The following is an 18,892-nucleotide window of genomic DNA, read 5'->3' as shown; positions in this document are numbered from 1 at the left end:
GAATGAACAGACAGATGGTGTCGACCAAGGCCTATATTTAACATGAGTAGAGATTTCAAGTTTCCGCTTGAAAGAAGATATCACGAATCTTTGAGATCGGCCCATTCGGCCGGCTGGGGCTTTGAGAACAGGAGCTTCCCACGTGCCGAGCAACTGGCTGGGGATTAATAATCGATTGCATCAGAACCAATTGAATGCTATCGATAAGCATGAACACATCTTTGGAAAAATCCTGGGCCGAGTTTGCCCCTCTTCTGCTCGTCTGCGGACGCGGGTGGCGGCGCGCTTTGAATGTCATGCTTGCCGAACACAATCTGTCGGACGCGACTGCCGCCCCGCTGATCGCCCTGTTGCGACTGGGCGATCGGGTTCCGCAAGGCGTACTGGCGGAGCGGGTCGGGGTCGAAGGGCCGACGCTGGTGCGTGTGCTCGACGGGCTGGAGAGCGACGGGTTGATCTGCCGGGTACCCGATAGCTCCGATCGGCGCATCAAACTGGTGGAGATGACGCCGGCCGGCCTGAAGGTCGCTCAACGCTGCGAAAACTGCGCGGCCAAGCTGCGCGAAATCATGCTCGGCGACCTGCCGGAGGAACAAATGCTGGCGACACTCGATGTGATGCGGGGCATAGCCGAAAAGGCAGCGTCGTTTACAGGGGCTCAGGACAATGGCGAGTAAGACCGGTCGCTTTCCCGAATTCGGCGATGTCCTGTTTTCGCTGAAGACGTTTGTTGCGGCCATGCTGGCGCTGGGTATCGCGCTCTGCTTCGACCTGCAGAACCCTTACTGGGCGGTCGGGACCGTCTACATCGTCTCACACCCCTTGTCGGGCGCCAGCACGTCGAAGGCTGCCTATCGCTTGCTCGGAACCGCCATTGGCGGGACGATGACAGTTATTCTCCTGCCAAACCTCGTCAACGCACCGGAGCTGCTGACGCTTGCCATTGCACTTTGGATGGGCGTCTGTCTTGCAGTCGCACTGCTGGATCGCACGCCGCGCAGCTATGTCTTCATGCTGGCCGGGTACACCACGGCCTTGACCGGCTTCCCGATCGTCTCGACGCCCGATGTCGCCTTCACCTATGCAGCGGCGCGCGTGGTCGAGATCGCCGTTGCCATCGTCTGCGCTGCGGTCGTCAGCCGCGTACTGATGCCACGCCACGCAGGCCCGGTGCTTGCCGCGCGCATCGATGCGTGGCTGAAAGATGGCGCGGAGCTTGCACTTGGAACTCTCAGAGGTCGCTATCAGGAGCCTGCCAACGCAGCCCTGATCGGACGCCTCTCCGCCGATGCCGTTGATCTGCATGCCTTCACCACCCATGTCGCCTACGACACTTCGGGCCATAGGGACATGGTCGACCTGGCGCGCGTGCTCCAGCGCCGCATGGTCGCCATCCTGCCGATCATCTCGGGCCTCGCCGACGTGCTGGCGGCCCTGTCGCGAGCATCGGGCTACACGCCCGCGATTACCGAACTGGTCGACGCCGTGGAGAAGTGGCTGAAGGCCGGACAGCCGCTCTCGCCGACGCAGCGTCAGGTCTTCCTGGCGATGATGGACGAAGCGGAAGCCGACGCCCCGAGCCGGACACAATGGGACCGATTGCTCGTGCAGAATGTCGTCGCCCGCCTGCGGGACCTCATACAGATCTGGAGCGACTGCCTCGACCTGAAAGGTGACATTACGTCGGGCTCGCGGCATGTGCTGCGATGGACCCGCTTCGGCACCTCGCTCGACACGCGACCGATGCACAGGGACTATGGCCTAGCCGCCTATTCCGCCTTAGTCGCCATGCTTTCCACCTGCATCGCGGCGGCTTTCTGGATCCTCACGGGCTGGCCTCAGGGAGGTGCGGCAGCCATGATGGCCGGCGTCGTCTGCTGCCTGTTCGCGGCCATGGATAACCCGACCCCGGCGATCCGAGGGTTTATTACGGCCAGCTTTGTCGCGCTTGTGGCGTCCTTCGTCCTGCAGTTCGGCATCTTCCCGATGCTGCACAGCTACTGGGAACTCGCGGCAGCGCTCGGCATCGTTTTCATTCCCGCCGGCATCCTGATGGCCAAGCCGAAGACAATGCTGCTCGGCCTCGGCGTCGGCGTCAACCTGCCGAATATGCTGTCGCTGCAGGGACGCCTTAGCCTGGATCTGGAAAGCTTCCTCAACACCAATACGGCGCTGTTCGTCGGCCTGTCGATCGCCTGCGCGACCACGGCGCTGGTGCGCAACTTCGGTGCGGAATGGAGCGCCCGGCGGATCTTGGAGGCGGGATGGGTGGATATCGCAACTGCCGCCCGCAGGCAGAAGGACGGCGACATCACCGGCCTGCTGCATCGGATGATGGATCGGCTCGGTCTTGCCGCCCCAAGGCTTGCCGCCTTTCCGGCCGGCGCTCCCGTGACGCCGAACGATGTGCTGAAGGATCTGCGCAGCGGTCTGAATACGGTCGACCTGCAGCGCTTCAAGCCCGCCCTCTCCGCCAGCGACCGTGCCGCCGTGGAAGCCGTGCTGCTATCGGTGGCGGAACACTATCAGGGCAAGCGGGACACAACGGCAGAAGCGTCTGGCGCCTTGCTGAAGACGCTTGATCGCTCTCTGGCGACGCTTGGCAATGACGACATCTCGATCGAAGCAGCGGGCGCACGGCGCGCCATGACAGGGCTTCGCTACAACCTTTTCCCCGACGCGCCGATTTTCGCTACCAACGAAAACCGCTCCGTCGAGGTCGAAGACGAGGAGAAGGCGGCATGAGGCCGGAAGTGGACATCTATGGGGTCTACATCCCCACCCTCGGCGCGCTGGCGATCATTGCCTTCTTCATCAACGCCATCCTCAGGCGGGTGCTGGCGGCCGCTGGCTTCTACCGCCTTGTCTGGCATCGACCGCTTTTTGATACCGCCATGTATTTTTGCCTGCTCGGCGCCATCGCGCTGACCATCAATCGGATACCTCTATGAAATCGCTTCTCGCATTTTCCGGTCGCTTTCTGCTGACTGCTGTCGTCGTTGTCATTGCCGGTGTCCTCGGATGGCATCTCTGGGACTACTACATGAACGCGCCCTGGACGCGCGACGGCAAGGTGCGGGCCGATGTCGTCCGGGTTGCCGCCGATGTCTCGGGCTTCGTGACCGATGTCGATGTCAAGGACAACCAGACCATCAAGAAGGGGGATGTCATCTTCCGGATCGATCAGGCACGGTTCACGCTCGCGCTCCGACAGGCCGAGGCGCAGATCACCAGCGCCAAGGCAGCGCTCCAGAGCGCTCAGAGCGACCTCGAACTGTATCAGCGGCTCGGCGATGGTTCGGTCACACGGCAGAAGATCCAGCAGACACAGGCGACGGTTGCGCAAGGCGAGGCAACATTGCAGGAGGCCATTGTCAGCCGGGATACGGCGCAGCTGAATATCGACCGATCGACCGTGAAGGCGCCGGTCAACGGGATCCTTACCAACTTCTCGCTGCAGCCCGGGAACTATGTGACCGCAGGCACGGCGATAACCGCGCTGATCGACGCCGACTCCTACTACATCGACGGCTATTTCGAGGAAAACAAGCTGGATCGTATCAAGGTCGGCGACGCGGCGGTGGTGCATCTCATGGGGACCAGGGACGCACTGACGGGCCATGTGGTCGGCATCGCCGGCGGTATCGAGGATCGCGAACGCAGCGACACGAGCAGTCTTCTTGCCAACGTGACGCCGACATTCACCTGGGTTCGCCTGGCCCAACGGGTGCCGGTGCGCGTCGCCCTATCCGACGTTCCGGCTGGAACCGCGTTGGTCGCGGGACGCACGGCCAGCGTAACGATCAAGGACTGAGTTGCCGCAAGTGAAAGAGACCGCATGACGTGCTGCGGTCTCCCTTGCTTTATTCAGACGATCAAGTGTCGAGCGTCTCGAGCCTGCGGCTGAAGGCCAGCGCCGCAAGCGTGCAGACGGCACCCGACAGAAGATAATAGCCAGCAAAGGCGATGCCGAACTGGCTGGAGAGGCTGAGAGCCACGAAGGGCGCGAAGCCGGCGCCAATCAGCCAGGACAGGTCGGAGGTCATCGCCGCTCCGGTGTAGCGATAGGTCTGGCCGAAGCGCGAGGCCAGGGCACCAGCCGCCTGGCCGAAGGACAGGCCGAGCAGCGAATAGCCGATGATGACGAAGGCATAGCGTCCAGTCTGTTCCCCGTCGAGCAGGTGCGGGGCGATGAAGCTGAAGATGGCGATCAGCACGGCGCAGACCGCAAGCTGTCCCCGCCGACCGATGCGATCGGCAATCAGACCCGAACAGACGATACCGACGATCGCAAAGATTGCCCCGAGAAATTCGACCATGAGGAAGGAGCCTGGTGCCTGCTCACTGTAGAGGGTGACCCAACCCAGCGGAAAGACCGTCATCAAGTGAAACAGCGCGAAACTCGCCAGGGGCGCGAAGGCGCCGATGATGACATCGCGGCCATGGACGCTGAGCATCTCCGTCACCTTGACAGCTTCAAGCTCGTGACGCTCAAGCAGCGATCCGAATTCCGGCGTTGCCACCAGACGCAGCCTGGCAAACAGCGCGACGACATTGACGGCGAAGGCGCAGAAGAACGGAAAGCGCCAGCCCCAGGACAAGAAGTCCTCGCTCGACAGGCTAACGACAAAATAAGCAAACAGGGCGCTTGCGATCATGAAGCCGATGGGCGCGCCTAACTGCGGGATCATCGCATACCAGCCACGGTGTTTTGCCGGAGCATTGAGAGCCAGAAGGGAAGCGAGGCCGTCCCATGCACCGCCGAGCGCCAGGCCTTGCCCGATCCGAAATGCTGCGAGCAACCAGATCGACAGAACGCCGATTTCCTCGTAGCCGGACAGAAAGCTGATCGAAACAGTCGATCCACCCAAAAGGAACAGGGCGATCGTGAGCTTGACGCCGCGGCCATAGGCGCGGTCGATCGTCATGAATATCACAGAGCCGATCGGGCGAGCCACGAAGGCAAGCGAGAAAATCAGGAAGGAATACAACGTTCCCTGTAGGGCATCGGCGAACGGAAAAAACAGCTTTGGAAAGACCAGCACCGACGCGATGCCGTAGATAAAGAAATCGAAAAACTCGGACGTGCGCCCAATGATTACGCCGATGGCGATATTGCCTGCGGCAACCGGCTTGCCGGAATTTATCTGACGTGCGTCACGCTCCAGTCCCGATGAGCCCGGTTCTGCAGCGACATGCGTAATGCCTGCCATGTTAAAACTCCTCTCTCCCCGGGCGCGCTCCTCCACGAACTCGCCCTGAGAGAGTGTCCGCCTAGTTTCACCCCTTATCAAGTCAGAAACCGCTAATTTGGCAAAAGAGCCCTTAAAACCATGCGATTTTCTGCATTCCGGCCTGCTTGAGTTTTTCTTTGGAACAGACGATGGAGATTTGTCGCAGTCGGGGTATATTCTCTCTCCAGAAACCGCCGCCATATGAGGAATCCTTCTGGATTTCTCGGCCTTTTGCCGTTAGGTGCAGTAACGACGCTGCCGCGACGCAGTATGCCTGCTGCGATGCGACGAAACACCTCATATCGTTCATGGCCTCTGTCCTTTAGGTCGGTGGCGTGGAAACAAAAAGAGCTTCAGACGTGTACAGAGCATCAAAAATTCTAAGCCGTTTTTCCGCCCTTTCCCTGCTTGTCCTGCTTGCAGGCTGCAACATGGTGGTGATGGGCCCGTCCGGCGATATCGCCGTCCAGCAGCGCGACCTCATCGTCGTTTCAACGGTGTTGATGCTTCTCATCATCATTCCGGTGATCTTCCTGGTGTTCTTCTTCGCCTGGAAATATCGCCAGTCGAACACGGATGCTCCATACGATCCTGAATGGCACCACTCGACGCGCCTCGAAGTGATGATCTGGTCGGCACCGCTCGTCATCATCATTGCGCTGGGCGCAGTGACATGGATCAGCACCCACAAGCTCGACCCTTACCGTCCGCTCGACCGTATCGATTCCTCCACGCCGCTGGCAAAGGACGTGAAGCCCTTGACCGTGGAAGTCGTGGCGCTCGACTGGAAATGGCTGTTCTTCTATCCCGACCTGGGCATTGCCACGGTGAACGAACTCGCAGCGCCGGTGAACACGCCGATCAACTTCAAGATCACGTCCGGCACCGTCATGAACTCCTTCTACATCCCAGCGCTGGCCGGCCAGATCTACGCCATGGCCGGGATGGAAACGAAGCTCCATGCCGTCATCAACAAGCCGGGCGAGTTCGAAGGCATTTCCGCAAACTACAGCGGCGCCGGCTTCTCGCATATGCGCTTCAAGTTTCATGGCCTTGACCAGGCTGGTTTCGACCAGTGGGTCGAGAAAGCCAAGAACGAAGGCAAGGTGCTCGACACCAACGCCTATGTCGCGCTGGCCAAGCCAAGCATCAAGGATCCGGTCCAGTACTTCTCGTCGGTTGGCGACGGGCTTTACAACTCAATCCTCAACATGTGCGCCGTACCCGGCAAGATGTGCATGAGCGAGATGATGCATATCGACGCCAAGGGCGGGGCAGGCAAGGAAAGCCAGGAAAACCGCGCGCGGCTGATACACGACAACCGCGACGCCGCTGACGATGCTGCGCCTGCAACGATGGAACACGGCGACACATCGATGCCGGGCATGGACATGGGGCATGGTTCGCACGCCCCCGCCACGCCGAGCAATTGATTTCCGTGAGCCAATTCAGAACAAGACATTCATAAGGACAGAGGCAATCCATGTTCTCCAACCCGGACCTCTTGAAGTTCATCTTCGGTCGCTTGACCCTCGATTCGATTCCGTACCACGAGCCGATCCTCATCGTGACATTCATCGCGGTGGCGATCGGTGGCGGAGCGGTGCTCGGCCTGCTCACCTATTTCAGACTGTGGGGCTACCTGTGGAACGAATGGTTCACCAGCATCGACCACAAGAAGATCGGCATCATGTACATGGTGCTGGCGATCATCATGCTGCTGCGTGGCTTCTCCGACGCTCTTCTGATGCGCATGCAGCAGGCGATGGCGTTCAACGGCAATGAGGGCTATCTGCCGCCGCACCACTACGACCAGATCTTTACCGCCCACGGCGTGATCATGATCTTCTTCGTGGCGATGCCGCTGGTCACTGGCCTGATGAACTTCGCGGTGCCGCTGCAGATCGGCGCGCGCGACGTCTCCTTCCCGTTCCTGAACAACTTCAGCTTCTGGATGACGACGGCCGGCTCCATGCTGATCATGATCTCGCTGTTCATCGGCGAATTCGCCCGCACCGGCTGGCTCGCTTACCCTCCGTTGTCGGAAAGCGCCTACAGTCCCGATGTTGGGGTCGACTATTATATCTGGGGCCTGCAGATCGCGGGGATCGGGACCTTGCTATCGGGCGTGAACCTGATTGCCACGATCGTCAAGATGCGCGCTCCCGGCATGACCATGATGAAGATGCCGATCTTCACCTGGACCGCACTCTGCACCAACGTTCTGATCGTTGCCGCCTTTCCGGTCCTGACGGCCGTCCTGGCGCTGCTGACGCTCGACCGCTACGCCGGCACGAACTTCTTCACCAACGATCTCGGCGGCAACCCGATGATGTATGTGAACCTCATCTGGATCTGGGGTCACCCTGAAGTCTACATCCTCATTCTGCCGGCTTTCGGCGTCTTCTCGGAAGTGGTGTCGACCTTCTCCAGCAAGCGCCTGTTCGGCTATGCCTCGATGGTCTACGCTACGGTCGTCATCACCATCCTGTCTTACCTCGTGTGGCTGCACCACTTCTTCACCATGGGCTCCGGCGCCAGCGTGAACTCGTTCTTCGGGATCACGACGATGATCATATCGATCCCCACGGGGGCGAAGATCTTCAACTGGCTCTTCACCATGTATCGCGGGCGCATTCGCTTCGAGGTGCCGATGCTGTGGGCCATGGGTTTCATGGTGACCTTCGTCATCGGTGGTATGACCGGCGTGATGCTTGCCGTTCCCCCGGCTGACTTCGTGCTCCACAACTCGCTGTTCCTCATTGCCCACTTCCACAACGTCATCATCGGCGGCGTCGTGTTCGGTGCGTTTGCGGGCATCAACTACTGGTTCCCGAAGGCTTTCGGCTTCAAGCTCGATCCGTTCTGGGGCAAGATGTCCTTCTGGTTCTGGCTGGTTGGCTTCTACTTCGCCTTCATGCCGCTCTATATCCTCGGTCTGATGGGCGTCACCCGCCGCCTCAGCCAGTTCGAAGATCCGTCGCTGCAGATCTACTTCGTCATCGCAGCCTTCGGTGCCGGCCTGATTGCCATCGGTATCGCGTCGTTCCTGATGCAGATCTTCGTCAGCATCAAGAACCGTCATGCGCTTGCCGATGTTACCGGCGATCCCTGGGGTGGACGCACGCTCGAATGGTCGACATCGTCGCCTCCGCCGAGCTACAACTTCGCCCTCACACCGATCGTTTATGACCACGACTCGTGGTGGGACATGAAGAACCGCGGCCATATCCGTCCGACCGATGGCTTCCTGCCGATCCATATGCCGAAGAGCACCGGAACCGGCGTCATCCTCGGGATCCTCAGCATCATCTTCGGCTTCGGCATGGTCTGGCATATCTGGTGGATGGCGGCACTCGGCTTCGTGGCCATGCTCGTCGTGACAATTGTCCATACCTTCAACTACAACCGCGACTTCTACATTCCGGTGGAAGAGGTCATCCGCACCGAAAATGCGCGGACCAAAATTCTGGCGGAACAGGTACAGTAAAATGACAGCGACGCATGCGAATACCACCGCTAACGACGAACCCGCGGCCTTCTATCTGAAGGAAGCGCACCATCCGGAAGAGAGCACGATGCTCGGCTTCTGGATCTACATCATGAGCGACTGCCTGATCTTCGCAGTGCTGTTCGCAACCTATGGCGTGCTCGGTCGCTCCTATGCGGCCGGACCGTCGCCAGCCGACCTGTTCGAGCTGTCGACCGTGGCGATCAACACGACGATGCTGTTGCTCTCCTCGATCACCTACGGCTTTGCCATGCTGAGCATGGAGAAGAACAATACCAGGTCGACCCTGCTCTGGCTCGGCATCACCGGCCTGTTCGGCGTCGCCTTCGTTGCTCTCGAACTCAACGAGTTCTATCACCTGATCCTCGAAGGCGCCGGCCCTCAGCGTAGCGCCTTCCTGTCGGCGTTCTTCACGCTGGTCGGCACCCACGGCCTGCACGTGACTTGCGGTATCATCTGGCTGGTCACCCTCATGGTCCAGGTCGGCAAGCGCGGCCTGATCCACGAGAACAAGCGCCGCCTGATGTGCCTCAGCATGTTCTGGCATTTCCTCGACGTCGTCTGGATCGGCGTCTTCTCCTTCGTCTATCTCATGGGAGTTCTCGGATGAGCTCGAACGCGCACACATCGGACACCAAGGTCGACGATCACGGCCACGCCTCGCATGATCATGGCGGTCATGATCATGGCGGTCATGGGCACGGCGGGCACGAAGCGGCCCACGGCACTTTCAACAGCTACATGACCGGCTTCGTCCTGTCGGTAATCCTGACGGTCATCCCGTTCTGGCTGGTCATGGGCAAGGTTATCGAGAGCCCTGTCACCACGGCCGGCATCGTCATGGCGCTCGGCGCCGTGCAGATCGTCGTCCACATGGTCTATTTTCTGCACATGAACACCAAGTCCGAAGGCGGGTGGAACGCTCTTGCCCTTACCTTCACGGTCGTGATCGTCGTCATCACTCTCAGCGGATCGCTCTGGGTCATGCACAACCTCAACGCCAACATGATGCCCATGTCTCCGGAAATGATGCGAAACATGCCGTAAACAACCGCTGGGCGGTCTCCGATCGCCCAGCCTCTCCGGCTCGAGCAGCTCGCTCGCCGGTTCGCGCCTCCTATGGAGCTTCGCGCCATGACTTCCTCATCACCTATATCCGGCCCCAACATGCCGCATCGATCCCGTCTCACCCTGTTCGTCTGGGTCCTGTCGCTGCTGTTCGTCACCTCGGTCTTCGTTGGCCTTGGCGTCTGGCAGGTCAAACGGCTGCACTGGAAGCTGGACCTGATCGCCAGAGTGGATGCCCGCGTCCACGCAGAACCACAGGAAGCGCCTGGTCCTTCGGCATGGGCTTCGGTGAACGCCAATGACGACGAATATCGCCATGTGCGCAAGACGGGCACGCTTCTCAACGACGCAGAGACGCAGGTCTATGCTGTGACGAACCTCGGGCCCGGCTTCTGGGTTCTGACGCCTCTAAGATCTCCGGACGGGACCATCACGCTGATAAACCGGGGCTTTGTGCCGACGGACAAGCGTAAGCCAAGCACGCGACCGGAGGGAGAAGTCTCGACGCCGGTCACCATCACCGGGCTCCTGCGTATCGACGAGCCGAAAGGAACCTTGCTTCGCTCGAACGTTCCCTCGGATGAGCGGTGGTATTCACGCGATGTCGCAGCAATTGCTTCGGCCCGCGGGCTGACGGATGTCGCACCCTATTTCATCGACGCGGACGCCACCCCGAATCCGGGAGGGTTGCCGGTCGGCGGCCTGACCCAGATCGTTTTTCCAAACAGCCATCTGGTCTATGCCATCACCTGGTTCGGCATGGCGATCATGTCACTCGGAATGACCGCCTATCTCATTTTTCTCGAGCGGAAGCGGGCTGGGAAGTAACAAAAAAGCCGCCGTCTCTCGACGGCGGCTGTCAACTACCAGCGTGGCGGAGGCGGACGGCGCCAGCCGTCATGTCCACGACGATCATCGTTCCAATGGTGGCGGTAACGGGGCGGAGGAGCATCCCATCCGCGACGTGGCGGCGGCCCGCGGCGCCAACCGTTCGGCCGGCAATCTCCGCCTGGCGTTACATGCCAGCCACGACCACAGGCGTAATCTACCTGGAGAACCGTAGCCTTTTCGGCCGCAACAGCCGGGGCAGCCATGGGCATCGCCTGCGCGGCCGAAGCTGCCAACCCACCCCATATGACGGCGGCGGCTATCAAAGAATATCGCATTGTGATGACCTTTCGTTGAACTCATCCAGGACAGATTGCGCCGTGCGGCATGAACCGGGACTGAACTCTCCGTTCATCGAAAGGTCGAGGTGAGAAGGAACTCAAAGCTCCCTGGCGGCTTTAGATGCCTTCTTGGGCGCGGCAACCGGCGCCAGCTTGGCATCCTCCGCCTCCTTCAGCAGACGCTGTTCCTTGAGCCGGGCGGTCTTGCGCAGGCGCGCAACCGATTCCTCGTTGGCGATCGCCCGGAAGGGAGGCGCATCGGCGGCGCCCTTGTCACGCTTGCCGGCCTTGTCGGTCTTAAAGAATGTGTCTTTAGCAGTTTTTGGCATGCCGCGTGTCCTTGGTTAGGTTCAGTTTGAGCGGCGGGCAATGGGCGCAGCCTCACCGGCTGACAATTCATCGCCGATGGACTGGAACCACATGTCCCGTAAAGTCTATTTTAGAAAGACGGCCGACTTGCCAGCGTCAGCCCATAAGTTGTCGAGAATGGCTCCATTTCGGAGCGGATATTTCAAACGCCTGGATCGCGCCAGCAAGGGCGTGATCAATATCGTTCACCATTCCTTATGGAAGCAGGATAGGGCATCAAACCGGGCGTGGCAAGATGGCGTTGATATTGGTAGAAGATGAAACACCCGTTCAGCGAACAGGACGCCGATAGCCCGTCGGCTGCTCGTAAAGCCAGCCGATGCGCTCGACGGCAGCGGCAAAGTTTTCCCGGGCAACCGTCATCGTATGGCCATTGGCGTGGATAATCGTTTCCGCATCCTCCATGATCGCCACATGCCCCTTCCAGAATACCAGATCGCCGCGTTTTAGCTCGGCCCGATCGATCGGATCACCTAACGAGGACGCCTGCATGTCGGCATCCCGCGGCGCCGCTCGGCCGACCATGGCCATCGCCAGCTGCACCAGACCGGAGCAATCGATACCGAGGCCGGACCGCCCGCCCCAGAGATAGGGCGTCTCGAGAAACATCGCCGCTATTGTGATGTAATCGCCGTGTGCTTCGGCGCCGATCGGTCGGACATGCTTGGCATAGAGCGCGGTGCCGTCGTCCAGCACGACGTAATGGTTGCCACGCGCTTCCGCTTCCCCGACCACCCGCACCCGGCTGCCCATGGAAAGCACAGCGACATGCGGCTTGCGAAGCTCCGGCACGGGATAGAGCGGACTGCGTTGCGTCCAGACGACGTGGGTTGGCTCCGCCTGCCCTTCCGTGAGGGTCTTTTCAGGCAAATAGCCGACATAGCCGTCCGACAGAGCCTTGACCCAGCACCAGCCATCTCTGCGCTCGAAGATTGTCACCGCCTCGCCCAGCAGCAGTTCTGTATCGATGCCGACTGCCAGATCCGGCTGCGGGCGCAGTCCGATGACCGGCACCGCAACCTGTGCCGGTGTTCCTGTAACGAACAGCTCCGACTCTACCCTTCCCTTGAGCGCTGCGTCGGCAATATCCGGCCGATAGGCGTGGAGGCGGCGATCGGGGGTCATCTGGGCATCCTTCAGAGCGTCAGTCGGCGTCCCTGGTCGATAACCAGGTCGCCGAGTTTTTCGAGGTAAAGCGCACCGGTTACGGTTCGCTTGATGATGACGTTACGGCGGTCGTTGCCATCGCGCACCCGGTCGACCAGCCCCATCGCCCCCATCGTATCGAGGGCACGGGTGATCACCGGTTTGGTGACCCCGAGCGTCATGGCAAGGCCACGCACGGTGTGGGGCGGCGGGACCAGATAGATCTGCAGCAGTATCGCCATCTGTCGCAGCGTCAGGTCACGCTTGTCGAGATGCACCTGCTCCATGGTCACGCCATGCCAAAGGCCGAGCGCTTGTGAGGCAGTGAGTTCGAAAGACAAGACGTACCCCGGGTTCGTTACGCTACCGTTCCATTCTTCCGCGAGATCACGGCCTTTTCAAGAGGCCGTCTGGCGATCCACGGATTACCGCACAGTGCGGCGTATGTGGTGATAGAGGGCGCGGATCGCTTGTGCCTCGCCGCCGCCTGGTGAGTGGGCGCGTTCGCCGGGCGCCCAGCCATAGATATCCAGATGCGCCCAGCTGCGGGTATTGGTCACGAAGCGCTTGAGGAATAGCGCTGCGGTGATCGCCCCCGCCATGCCGCCCGCCGGCGCATTGGTGATATCGGCGAACTTGGCGCGGATATCCTTGTCGTAACCCATGTAAAGCGGCAGCCGCCACAGGGGATCGTCGGTCTCGAGGCTGGCTTCGGTGAGATCGTCGGCGAGATGTTCGTCGTCGGTGAACAGCGGTGGAAGATCAGGACCGAGTGCCACGCGTGCGGCGCCCGTCAGGGTCGCCATGTCGATCATCAGATCGGGCGCTTCCTCGTCGGCATAAGCCAGAGCATCGGCGAGGATCAACCGGCCTTCGGCATCGGTGTTGTCGATCTGCACAGTCAAGCCCTTGCGGCTCTTGTAGATATCGCCCGGGCGGAAGGCATTGGCCGAAATCGAGTTCTCGACGACAGGAATTATGACGCGCAGGTCGACCTTGAGCTTGGCGTCCATGATCATCAGTGCCAGTCCCATGATATTGGCTGCGCCGCCCATATCCTTCTTCATCAACAGCATGGAAGCGGACGGCTTGATGTCGAGGCCGCCAGTGTCGAAGCAGACGCCCTTGCCGACCAGCGTTATGCGACGATGACCCTTCTTGCCCCAGCGCATCTCCAGCAGTCTCGGCGCATCGGCGCTGGCACGACCAACAGTGTGGACCAGAGGGAAGTTCTGGGCCAGCAGGTCATCGCCGGCAATCACGCTGCACTCGGCCTTGTAGTGCTCCGCCAGGGCGCGGAAGACCGCCTCCATCTGGTTCGGCCCCATGTCGTTGGTCGGCGTGTTGATCAGGTCGCGGGCAAGGAAGACACCCGCAAGCTGCCGCTTTATGTCAGCGGCATCGGCGTCGCGGGGAATCATCAGTGTCGGAAAGGCGCCTTTGTCGGCCTTGTAGCGCTCGAACCGGTAGCTGCCGAGACCGAAACCCATGCCAAGACGCTGGGCCGTGAGCGGGGCCGTCTCAATGTGCCAATCGCCTGCCGGCAGTGACCTGGCGAGGCGACCCGTGATGTATGGCTGCTCGGAAGGATTGGCACCGAGACCGAACAAGGCGCCACCAAGGACACCCCCTTCGCCCGGGATGAGCAGCACGGAACCGCTATCGGCCTTGTAGCCGCTCTTGCGCGCCCAATCGAGCGCGAGCGGATCGATGGTGCCCGTTTCGATGTGCGCCGGCGTCACCGCGAAGATCGGCAGGGTCTTACCGCCCTTGGTGTTGAAAGGTGTCGGTCTGTCGATATACTGAAAGGGGCTCATGATGATCCTTCGATGTCGCATCCGCCTGGCTCGGCAAATTAACGGTCTGTTAGGGTTAACAGATTATTGCTGGAGCGAAGATTGCGCCACGCCGTTTTACATCATCTTTGTTGACTCGGCGCAGGACCACCGGATTTCAGGGATCGCGCCATGACTGCTTCGGCACCCTCTTCTTTGACGCGTCGCGCGCTCCAGGCCAGCAGTGCGGCGCTGATAGCCCTTGCGCTTGGCGGATGCGCTACAACCTCGACCGACAGGACCACTACCGGCTCCATCCCGAAGATGTCGAAGCCCGCTGACGAAATGAGCCAGAGCGAGTTGGCCAGCAGCACTGCGGCGCTCGGCAAGGCCTACGAAGCCAACCCAAGAGATCGAACCATCGGCGTCCGCTATGCCGACGCCCTGCGCGCCAGCGGCCGCAGCGCTCAATCGCTTGCTGTCATGCAGCAGGTGGCAATTGCCAATCCCAACGATCGCGGCGTGCTTGCTGCCTATGGCAAGGCCCAGGCGGCCGCCGGCCAGCTGAACGAAGCCCTTGCCACCATCGATCGCGCCCAAACACCCGATCGCCCCGACTGGCGGCTGGTCTCAGCACAGGGCGCCGTGCTCGATCAGCTCGGTCGCCCCGCAGATGCGCGGGCAAAATATCGCGATGCACTTGCCCTGCAGCCGAACGAGCCGTCCATCCTGTCCAATCTCGGCATGTCCTACGTGCTAAGCGGCGACCTCAAGACCGCAGAGACCTATTTGCGTTCGGCCGTCGCGCAACCGGCGGCGGACAGCCGCGTTCGCCAAAACCTGGCGCTTGTCATTGGCCTGCAGGGCCGCTTCCCGGAAGCGGAGCAGATCGCCCAGGCTGAACTGACACCGCAGCAGGCCGATGCCAACGTCGCCTATCTGCGCGCCATGCTCGCCCAGCAGAATTCCTGGCAGAAGCTGGCTTCCAAAGACACGGCACCGAAACCGGTCAACTGAACGTGACGCGCTCGGTGTTGCCGCGGCGCGGACCTTGCTGACTGCAACTATCGCAGGCTTTTCCCGCGGTCGGACCGGCGCTGCCGCCAAGCGGGAGCATCCCTCGGATGCCTATCAGTGGAACCGGTCCATGACCTGCATGATGGCGGGGCCGAGAATAACGGCGATCAGGACCGGCAGGAAGAAGACGATCATCGGAACGGTCAGCTTCGGCGGCAGTGCTGCGGCCTTCTTCTCGGCGTCGTTCATGCGGTCGTCCCGTCCCTCCTGCGCCAGAACACGCAGCGCCTGGGCGACCGGCGTACCGTAGCGGTCGGCCTGGATCAGCGCCTGGGTGACGGATTTCACATTTTCCAGCTGTGTGCGGATGGCTAGGTTGTCGAGAGCGGTGCGGCGGTCCTGCAGAAACGACAGTTCCGCGTTGGTGAGCACCATTTCCTCAGCGAGTTCCGGCGACTGCTCGGCAAGCTCCTCCGAAACACGGCGCATGGCCGCTTCGATTGAAATGCCCGACTCCACGCAGATCAACATCAGGTCGAGGGCGTCCGGCCAGGCGCGCTTGATCGATTTCTGGCGTTTGCCCATGCGGTTCGAGACATAGATATTCGGCGCATAGAAGCCGAGATACCCAACGCCGACGACCGTCAGCATACGGATCATGAACCCCTTGCTCTCGAGGTTTCCAAGACCGAAGACCCAAAACCCGGCAAGCGCGAGGAAGAGAAAAGGCAAGAGGAAGCGCGCCACCAGGAAGGTGTTCAACGCATTCTCGGAGCGAAGTCCGGCAGCACGGAGGCGATTGACGGTATTGGCGTCAACCAGAGCCTCCTTCAGATTGAAGCGCTCGGCGATGTTGCGAACAGACTGGTTGTTCTGGTTGCGCAGCGAAGGCTTGCCGGCCTCGTTCATCCGCGCCCGCTCGCGCGCCCGAATCTGGTCGCGCTCGGTCGATACGGCTTTCATCCGCTTGTTGAGATCGCCGCGCTCGAAATAAGGGATGGCAAGGGTGTAGAAAGTGGCGAAGACGGCAATCGACACAGCTACCGCAAGCAGAAGACTGGGGTCGGTGAGCTGGCTGGCTATGTCGGACATGGTCGCAACTTTCGGTCAGATATCGAAATTGATCATTTGGCGCATGAAGAAAATGCCGACGCTCATCCAGAGGCCCGCGGCGATCAGAATGAGATGTCCACGGGGATCGGTAAACAGCAGCATGATGTATTGCGGCGATGTCAGGTAGACGAGGGTGGCGACGATGAACGGCAGTGCCCCGATGATGCAGGCGGAGGCCTTGGCTTCCATCGACAGCGCCTGGACCTTCGCCTTCATCTTCTTGCGCTCGCGAAGGACGCGCGCCAGATTACTCAGAGCTTCGGACAGGTTGCCGCCGGACTGCGCTTGGATGGCGATCACGATCGCGAAGAAATTGACCTCCTGCAAGGGAAGGCTGATCGCCATGCGGGCACAGGCGTCGGCAACGCTAAGGCCAACCTGCTGCGCCTCGACCAGACGCCTGAACTCCGTCTTCACGGGCTCTCGCGCATCGGATGCCACCAGACGGATTGCGTCGTTCAGCGGCAGGCCGGACCGTAGCGACCGGGTGATGACGTCGAGTGCATTTGGAAACTCGTCGAGGAACTTCTTTTGCCGTCGCTTGATCAGAAAGCCGACGATCCACCGCGGCAGACCCACTCCCGCGGTGAAAGGAAGCCCCAGAATAACTGCCAACGGCGCCCCGAGAATGAACGCGGCGGCCATGACGACGAGGCCGAAGATGGCGCTGAACAGATAAAAGCGACCGATGGTGAGCGGCAGGCCGGTTTGGGCCAACCTTGCCTTCATCGATTGCGACTTCTTGCTTTTTTCCTGCTGGCGCTTTTCCAGATCCTTTAGCGATTCCTGAACGGATCTGCGGCGCTTCGTCAGCTCCTGCACACGATCGCGGGCCGAGGCGATCTTGCTGGCATCTGTTTCCGCCGACTTTACCCGGCTGACACGGCTGTTGGTTTTCTTCTGGGCTTCCATACCGGAATAGAGAAGACCATAGCAGACCGCCGCGGCCGAGACGGCCGCCAGCAGCACGATGAGGAGAACTGTCGGATCGATCCCGAACATCGGCTAAACCCTATTGCGATTGCTTTTCCATCTCGTCCAGAACCGCCGCCAACCGCTTTTCTTCGTTGTAGTAGCGGGCACGATCCCAGAAATGTGGCTTGCCGATGCCGGTCGAGAGATGACGCCCGATAATGCGGCCATTGGCGTCTTCACCCTCGATTTCGTAGCGGAGCAGGTCCTGCGTGATGATGACGTCCCCTTCCATGCCGACGACTTCGGTAATCTGCGTGATGCGGCGCGAGCCGTCGCGCAGACGGGCTGCCTGGATGATGACATCGACCGAGCCGGCGATGATTTCACGAACGGTTTTAGCCGGCAGCGTGAAACCACCCATGGCGATCATCGATTCGATACGGCTCAGGCACTCACGCGGCGTGTTCGAGTGGATCGTGCCCATCGAGCCATCGTGACCGGTATTCATCGCCTGAAGAAGGTCGAAAACCTCAGGTCCGCGGACTTCGCCGACGATGATGCGTTCTGGACGCATACGCAGGCAGTTCTTGACGAGATCGCGCATGGTGATCTCGCCTTCGCCCTCGATATTCGGCGGTCGGGTTTCCAGGCGCACGACATGCGGCTGCTGCAGCTGCAGTTCGGCTGTATCTTCGCAGGTGATGATACGCTCGTCTTCGTCGATATAGCGTGTCAGGCAGTTCAGAAGCGTCGTCTTGCCCGAGCCGGTACCGCCCGAGATCACGACGTTGCAGCGGACACGGCCGATGATCTGCAGGATAACCGCACCTTCCGCCGTGATCGCGCCGAAACGGACGAGCTGGTCGAGGGTGAGCTTGTCCTTCTTGAATTTACGAATGGTGAGCGCGGGGCCGTCGATCGCCAGTGGCGGCGCAATAACGTTGACGCGCGATCCATCGGGAAGGCGGGCGTCGCAGATCGGGCTCGATTCGTCGACGCGGCGTCCGACCTGGCTGACGATGCGCTGGCAGATCGACAGCAGCTGGCTGTTGTCACGGAAGCGAATTTCCGATTCGATCGTTTTGCCGCCGACTTCGATGAAGGTCTGGCCTGAGCCGTTGACCATGATATCGGAGATATCGTCGCGCGCGAGCAGCGGCTCGAGCGGACCGTATCCCAGGACGTCGTTGCAGATGTCGTCGAGCAGTTCTTCCTGCTCCGAGATCGACATCGCGAAGTTCTTGATGGTGATGATGTCGTTGACGATGTCGCGAATTTCTTCACGGGCGCTTTCGCCGTCGAGCTTGGAAAGCTGCGACAGGTCGATCGTATCGATCAGGGCGCCGAAGACCTGCGCCTTGGTGTCGTAGTACTCCTCGGTGCGCTGCGGGCGACGGCGCTGCTGGGGTGTCTGGATCGGCGGTGCGGCGACCTGCTGACGCTGCGTGTTTTCGCGCGTCGGCTCGACAAGCATCGTGGTCGCGGCAGGCGGGGCTCGTGGCGGCGATGGCGGTGGCCGAAGGCCGTCGCTTTTCCCAGATCCTTCATTTCCGCGTTTACCAAACATTGGCGTTC

The 18,892-nt window shown here is 60.7% G+C and carries 20 protein-coding genes; 10 read left to right on the top strand and 10 right to left on the bottom strand.

The genetic code is table 11. The features are described from left to right. Positions 1–209: 209 nt before the first annotated feature. Genes VH564_RS12180 through VH564_RS12165 form a run of 4 tightly spaced genes read left to right on the top strand, consistent with a single transcriptional unit; the run spans position 210 to position 3,814 of the window. A complete protein-coding gene (locus tag VH564_RS12180; RefSeq protein ID WP_423340102.1) occupies positions 210–677 on the top strand; it encodes a MarR family winged helix-turn-helix transcriptional regulator in 468 nt (155 codons plus the stop codon). Further along, a complete protein-coding gene (locus VH564_RS12175; protein WP_423340101.1) occupies positions 667–2,745 on the top strand; it encodes an FUSC family protein in 2,079 nt (692 codons plus the stop codon). The genes VH564_RS12180 and VH564_RS12175 overlap by 11 nt, the downstream gene beginning before the upstream one ends. Then, positions 2,742–2,951 (top strand): DUF1656 domain-containing protein, encoded by a 210-nt coding sequence (locus tag VH564_RS12170; RefSeq protein ID WP_423340100.1) that lies wholly within the window; start codon positions 2,742–2,744, stop codon positions 2,949–2,951. The genes VH564_RS12175 and VH564_RS12170 overlap by 4 nt, the downstream gene beginning before the upstream one ends. Further along, on the top strand, positions 2,948–3,814 hold the full coding sequence (locus VH564_RS12165) for an efflux RND transporter periplasmic adaptor subunit (protein WP_423340099.1): 867 nt from the start codon (positions 2,948–2,950) through the stop codon (positions 3,812–3,814). The genes VH564_RS12170 and VH564_RS12165 overlap by 4 nt, the downstream gene beginning before the upstream one ends. A 61-nt stretch (positions 3,815–3,875) precedes the next feature. Here VH564_RS12165 and VH564_RS12160 read toward each other — a convergent pair whose 3' ends face one another. Beyond that, a complete protein-coding gene (locus tag VH564_RS12160; protein WP_423340098.1) occupies positions 3,876–5,213 on the bottom strand; it encodes an MFS transporter in 1,338 nt (445 codons plus the stop codon). A gap of 112 nt (positions 5,214–5,325) precedes the next feature. Further along, positions 5,326–5,544: a hypothetical protein gene (locus VH564_RS12155; protein ID WP_423340097.1), complete on the bottom strand. Its 219-nt coding sequence runs from the start codon at positions 5,542–5,544 to the stop codon at positions 5,326–5,328. A gap of 49 nt (positions 5,545–5,593) precedes the next feature. Here VH564_RS12155 and cyoA point away from each other — a divergent pair, with 49 nt between their 5' ends. The 5 genes from cyoA to VH564_RS12130 all read left to right on the top strand — a co-directional run bounded on the left by cyoA (position 5,594) and on the right by VH564_RS12130 (position 10,641). After that, entirely contained in the window at positions 5,594–6,667 is a 1,074-nt protein-coding gene (cyoA, locus tag VH564_RS12150; protein WP_423340096.1) for a ubiquinol oxidase subunit II, read from the top strand. Between the two features lie 50 nt (positions 6,668–6,717). Then, positions 6,718–8,724 (top strand): cytochrome o ubiquinol oxidase subunit I, encoded by a 2,007-nt coding sequence (gene cyoB, locus VH564_RS12145; protein WP_423340095.1) that lies wholly within the window; start codon positions 6,718–6,720, stop codon positions 8,722–8,724. Position 8,725: 1 nt separating this feature from the next. Further along, positions 8,726–9,355, top strand: a complete 630-nt coding sequence (cyoC, locus tag VH564_RS12140; RefSeq protein ID WP_423340094.1) for a cytochrome o ubiquinol oxidase subunit III — start codon at positions 8,726–8,728, stop codon at positions 9,353–9,355. Further along, a complete protein-coding gene (gene cyoD, locus VH564_RS12135) occupies positions 9,352–9,792 on the top strand; it encodes a cytochrome o ubiquinol oxidase subunit IV (RefSeq protein ID WP_423340093.1) in 441 nt (146 codons plus the stop codon). The genes cyoC and cyoD overlap by 4 nt, the downstream gene beginning before the upstream one ends. Positions 9,793–9,879: 87 nt before the next feature. Further along, a complete protein-coding gene (locus VH564_RS12130; RefSeq protein ID WP_423340092.1) occupies positions 9,880–10,641 on the top strand; it encodes an SURF1 family protein in 762 nt (253 codons plus the stop codon). Positions 10,642–10,676: 35 nt separating this feature from the next. Here VH564_RS12130 and VH564_RS12125 read toward each other — a convergent pair whose 3' ends face one another. The 5 genes from VH564_RS12125 to VH564_RS12105 form a co-directional block, all read right to left on the bottom strand. Then, on the bottom strand, positions 10,677–10,979 hold the full coding sequence (locus VH564_RS12125; protein WP_423340091.1) for a GCG_CRPN prefix-to-repeats domain-containing protein: 303 nt from the start codon (positions 10,977–10,979) through the stop codon (positions 10,677–10,679). A 101-nt stretch (positions 10,980–11,080) separates the two neighbouring features. Then, positions 11,081–11,311 carry a hypothetical protein gene (locus VH564_RS12120; protein WP_423340090.1) on the bottom strand — a complete coding sequence of 77 codons (231 nt, stop codon included), beginning with the start codon at positions 11,309–11,311 and terminating at the stop codon, positions 11,081–11,083. A 310-nt stretch (positions 11,312–11,621) separates the two neighbouring features. Continuing rightward, on the bottom strand, positions 11,622–12,476 hold the full coding sequence (locus VH564_RS12115) for an NlpC/P60 family protein (protein ID WP_423340089.1): 855 nt from the start codon (positions 12,474–12,476) through the stop codon (positions 11,622–11,624). An 11-nt stretch (positions 12,477–12,487) separates the two neighbouring features. Beyond that, positions 12,488–12,838, bottom strand: a complete 351-nt coding sequence (locus VH564_RS12110) for a MarR family transcriptional regulator (RefSeq protein ID WP_423340088.1) — start codon at positions 12,836–12,838, stop codon at positions 12,488–12,490. 84 nt (positions 12,839–12,922) lie between these two features. Beyond that, positions 12,923–14,314, bottom strand: a complete 1,392-nt coding sequence (locus VH564_RS12105) for a leucyl aminopeptidase family protein (RefSeq protein WP_423340087.1) — start codon at positions 14,312–14,314, stop codon at positions 12,923–12,925. Between the two features lie 150 nt (positions 14,315–14,464). On the opposite strand from VH564_RS12105, the gene VH564_RS12100 reads away from it, so the two are divergent. Next, positions 14,465–15,289: a tetratricopeptide repeat protein gene (locus VH564_RS12100; RefSeq protein WP_423340086.1), complete on the top strand. Its 825-nt coding sequence runs from the start codon at positions 14,465–14,467 to the stop codon at positions 15,287–15,289. Positions 15,290–15,403: 114 nt separating this feature from the next. Here VH564_RS12100 and VH564_RS12095 read toward each other — a convergent pair whose 3' ends face one another. From VH564_RS12095 to VH564_RS12085, 3 genes are read right to left on the bottom strand one after another with little or no spacing between them, the layout of a single operon-like run. Further along, complete coding sequence (locus tag VH564_RS12095) at positions 15,404–16,381, bottom strand: type II secretion system F family protein (RefSeq protein WP_423340085.1); 978 nt, start codon at positions 16,379–16,381, stop codon at positions 15,404–15,406. A gap of 15 nt (positions 16,382–16,396) precedes the next feature. Further along, positions 16,397–17,404, bottom strand: coding sequence for a type II secretion system F family protein (locus VH564_RS12090; RefSeq protein ID WP_423340084.1), 1,008 nt, complete (start codon positions 17,402–17,404; stop codon positions 16,397–16,399). A gap of 10 nt (positions 17,405–17,414) precedes the next feature. Next, complete coding sequence (locus tag VH564_RS12085; RefSeq protein ID WP_423340083.1) at positions 17,415–18,884, bottom strand: CpaF family protein; 1,470 nt, start codon at positions 18,882–18,884, stop codon at positions 17,415–17,417. Positions 18,885–18,892 lie beyond the last annotated feature (8 nt).

This window comes from Rhizobium sp. HT1-10 (assembly GCF_049472505.1).
Taxonomy (GTDB): domain Bacteria; phylum Pseudomonadota; class Alphaproteobacteria; order Rhizobiales; family Rhizobiaceae; genus Rhizobium.
The sequence above is the reverse complement of the archived record's forward strand: the minus strand, read 5'-3'. Positions and strand labels throughout refer to the sequence as shown.

Bases quoted from the DNA above. Each gene is read 5' to 3' on its own strand.
- VH564_RS12180 (WP_423340102.1), top strand. From the start codon at position 210: ATGAACACATCTTTGGAAAAATCCTGGGCCGAGTTTGCCCCTCTTCTG.
- VH564_RS12175 (WP_423340101.1), top strand. From the start codon at position 667: ATGGCGAGTAAGACCGGTCGCTTTCCCGAATTCGGCGATGTCCTGTTT.
- VH564_RS12170 (WP_423340100.1), top strand. From the start codon at position 2,742: ATGAGGCCGGAAGTGGACATCTATGGGGTCTACATCCCCACCCTCGGC.
- VH564_RS12165 (WP_423340099.1), top strand. From the start codon at position 2,948: ATGAAATCGCTTCTCGCATTTTCCGGTCGCTTTCTGCTGACTGCTGTC.
- VH564_RS12160 (WP_423340098.1), bottom strand. From the start codon at position 5,213: ATGGCAGGCATTACGCATGTCGCTGCAGAACCGGGCTCATCGGGACTG.
- VH564_RS12155 (WP_423340097.1), bottom strand. From the start codon at position 5,544: ATGAACGATATGAGGTGTTTCGTCGCATCGCAGCAGGCATACTGCGTC.
- cyoB (WP_423340095.1), top strand. From the start codon at position 6,718: ATGTTCTCCAACCCGGACCTCTTGAAGTTCATCTTCGGTCGCTTGACC.
- cyoC (WP_423340094.1), top strand. From the start codon at position 8,726: ATGACAGCGACGCATGCGAATACCACCGCTAACGACGAACCCGCGGCC.
- cyoD (WP_423340093.1), top strand. From the start codon at position 9,352: ATGAGCTCGAACGCGCACACATCGGACACCAAGGTCGACGATCACGGC.
- VH564_RS12130 (WP_423340092.1), top strand. From the start codon at position 9,880: ATGACTTCCTCATCACCTATATCCGGCCCCAACATGCCGCATCGATCC.
- VH564_RS12125 (WP_423340091.1), bottom strand. From the start codon at position 10,979: ATGCGATATTCTTTGATAGCCGCCGCCGTCATATGGGGTGGGTTGGCA.
- VH564_RS12120 (WP_423340090.1), bottom strand. From the start codon at position 11,311: ATGCCAAAAACTGCTAAAGACACATTCTTTAAGACCGACAAGGCCGGC.
- VH564_RS12115 (WP_423340089.1), bottom strand. From the start codon at position 12,476: ATGACCCCCGATCGCCGCCTCCACGCCTATCGGCCGGATATTGCCGAC.
- VH564_RS12105 (WP_423340087.1), bottom strand. From the start codon at position 14,314: ATGAGCCCCTTTCAGTATATCGACAGACCGACACCTTTCAACACCAAG.
- VH564_RS12100 (WP_423340086.1), top strand. From the start codon at position 14,465: ATGACTGCTTCGGCACCCTCTTCTTTGACGCGTCGCGCGCTCCAGGCC.
- VH564_RS12095 (WP_423340085.1), bottom strand. From the start codon at position 16,381: ATGTCCGACATAGCCAGCCAGCTCACCGACCCCAGTCTTCTGCTTGCG.
- VH564_RS12090 (WP_423340084.1), bottom strand. From the start codon at position 17,404: ATGTTCGGGATCGATCCGACAGTTCTCCTCATCGTGCTGCTGGCGGCC.
- VH564_RS12085 (WP_423340083.1), bottom strand. From the start codon at position 18,884: ATGTTTGGTAAACGCGGAAATGAAGGATCTGGGAAAAGCGACGGCCTT.